This is a genomic window from Erysipelothrix aquatica, from assembly GCF_009828775.2.
Classification (GTDB): Bacteria; Bacillota_I; Bacilli_A; order Erysipelotrichales; family Erysipelotrichaceae; genus Erysipelothrix; species Erysipelothrix aquatica.
This window is the reverse complement of the sequence record NZ_WTSY02000078.1, coordinates 1-1,863: the sequence shown is the minus strand read 5'-3', so window position 1 is coordinate 1,863 and position 1,863 is coordinate 1. Positions and strand designations below refer to the sequence as shown.

Sequence of the window (1,863 nt, the reverse complement as noted above, 5' to 3'; positions counted from 1 at the left end):
TTCATCAGTTTTAGGTTCCACGATGTCACTTACTTGAACTGTGAATTTAAACTGTGACTCACGCAACACTTCTTTAGGTTCTTTATCAGCTTCTTCCAGTAATAATGTTTGTGAGTATTTTACTGTGAACTTGTAGTCACCATTATTTCCAACAACATAAGAGTATCTGTAGTCGCCACTCTTTATGCTTTCTTGATTGTATTGAATATCATCAATTACAATTTTTTCATCAGTATTCGTTGAAAACTCAAGCTCAACCCCATCTTTTGAGTGGGTTCTTGTCGTTTCAACAACGATACTATGGTCTTCATTTGAATAGACCTCTGTGTTATCAGCGCTTAGCGGTTGTGCAAATACTGCAAAACTACTAAATATCATTAATAATGATAAACTCAACTTACTTAGTTTCTTTTTCATATTTTCCTCCTATTGATAAAAGAAAAGATGCCTTAAAGGCATCTAAAGTTTATTGACACATTACTTTAAGGGCTTCTACCCTTTCGACATACACACATGGCTTTACTCCTTTCCAATAAAAAAGAGCGATTTCTCGCTCTTATCGTTTCGTATAAAACATCTTTCCGTCAGAATCACAAAAGTTTGAATCCCACTCCCAAGAGTTTTCAATTAGTACATCAAACACGACTGCATCACATCCTTCAAAAACGCCATAGTCACGGTAGAAATACAATCCATCACCGACATACTCTCCTGGCTGGTAAGTAGGTCTTGTTGGTTCAATTGGTTTTGGTTTTTCTGGTTGAGTAGTATTGCCACCACCATTGTTTGAACCACCACTGTTTGATGAACTTCCATTGTTTGTCGATCCACCACCATTGCTTGTTCCACCACCATTGCTTGAACTACCATTGTTTGATGAAGTGTTTCCACCACTTCCGGTTTCTGGAAGCGATTCTTCTGCTTCTTTATCTTTGACGATCACATTGAATGCAAGCTCGGTTTTATTCCCATGCTTATCGATTGCAACTGCTTTGAGTTCAGTTGTACCAGCAACTGAATAATCAACATCACCTTCGACTTTAACTTCGATGTCTCCGTCCACAGGGTCTTTAGCTTTGAATTTGTTTGTAAATTCGATTGGAGTACCGATTTCAGTTTCAATATCTTCGATAGGCTCAATCGTTGGTGCTACAGTATCAACCACAATCACATCAAACGATGTTGACGCGATTTCCTTAGCCCCATCAAATGCCTTGACTTCATATTTAAAAGGTTTTCCTGCAGCACTTTTTCCCATATTAGCAAAATGAAAGACATATATATCGATAATATCAGCTGTAGCCATTGTTAATCGTTGTTCATCTGTCATTATATAGGATACTGTATCTGATTTAATTGAATCTACTGAGATTGTAAATTTGTTAGTATCAACGAGTTCTCCATTTGCTTTAAGAACAAATTTCGATGTAATATCTTCATTCTTAATTGATGATCCATATTCTACAACAATATTTACGTTATCTTTACCCACGTACTCCAATTGATAATCGACTGATTTATTTTGTAAGAGTGCTGCTATTGTAATTCCGCTTAAGATTAAAGCAACAACAACGACCCCAGTAATTATTTTTCCATTCTTAGTGCTAAACCATTCTTTTAGTTTTTCCATTTTCCCTCCAACATGGCAATCATTGCCATGTACCCTTATTCTTTTTCACTTCATTGATAAACAGCTTCATTTTTGCAAATCCAAATCCAATATATATACTTAGGAATCCTAATACAATCATACATAATATCATTAGATATATAAAGTACGTTTCTACGCTTGTAAGCATGTTTGATATTAAAACAAATATAAATAGATAGAGTAACAATACCAATATTACAATAATATTTAAT

2 protein-coding genes are annotated in these 1,863 nt (G+C 35.0%); both read right to left on the bottom strand.

The genetic code is table 11. The annotated features are described in order from the left end of the window. Positions 1–417: hypothetical protein (locus GVV20_RS10470; protein WP_250690210.1), on the bottom strand; the 417-nt coding region annotated here is incomplete at its 3' end. 139 nt (positions 418–556) lie between these two features. Beyond that, positions 557–1,630: a DUF5011/hyalin repeat domain-containing protein gene (locus GVV20_RS10465; RefSeq protein ID WP_159741265.1), complete on the bottom strand. Its 1,074-nt coding sequence runs from the start codon at positions 1,628–1,630 to the stop codon at positions 557–559. Between the last annotated feature and the right edge of the window lie 233 nt (positions 1,631–1,863).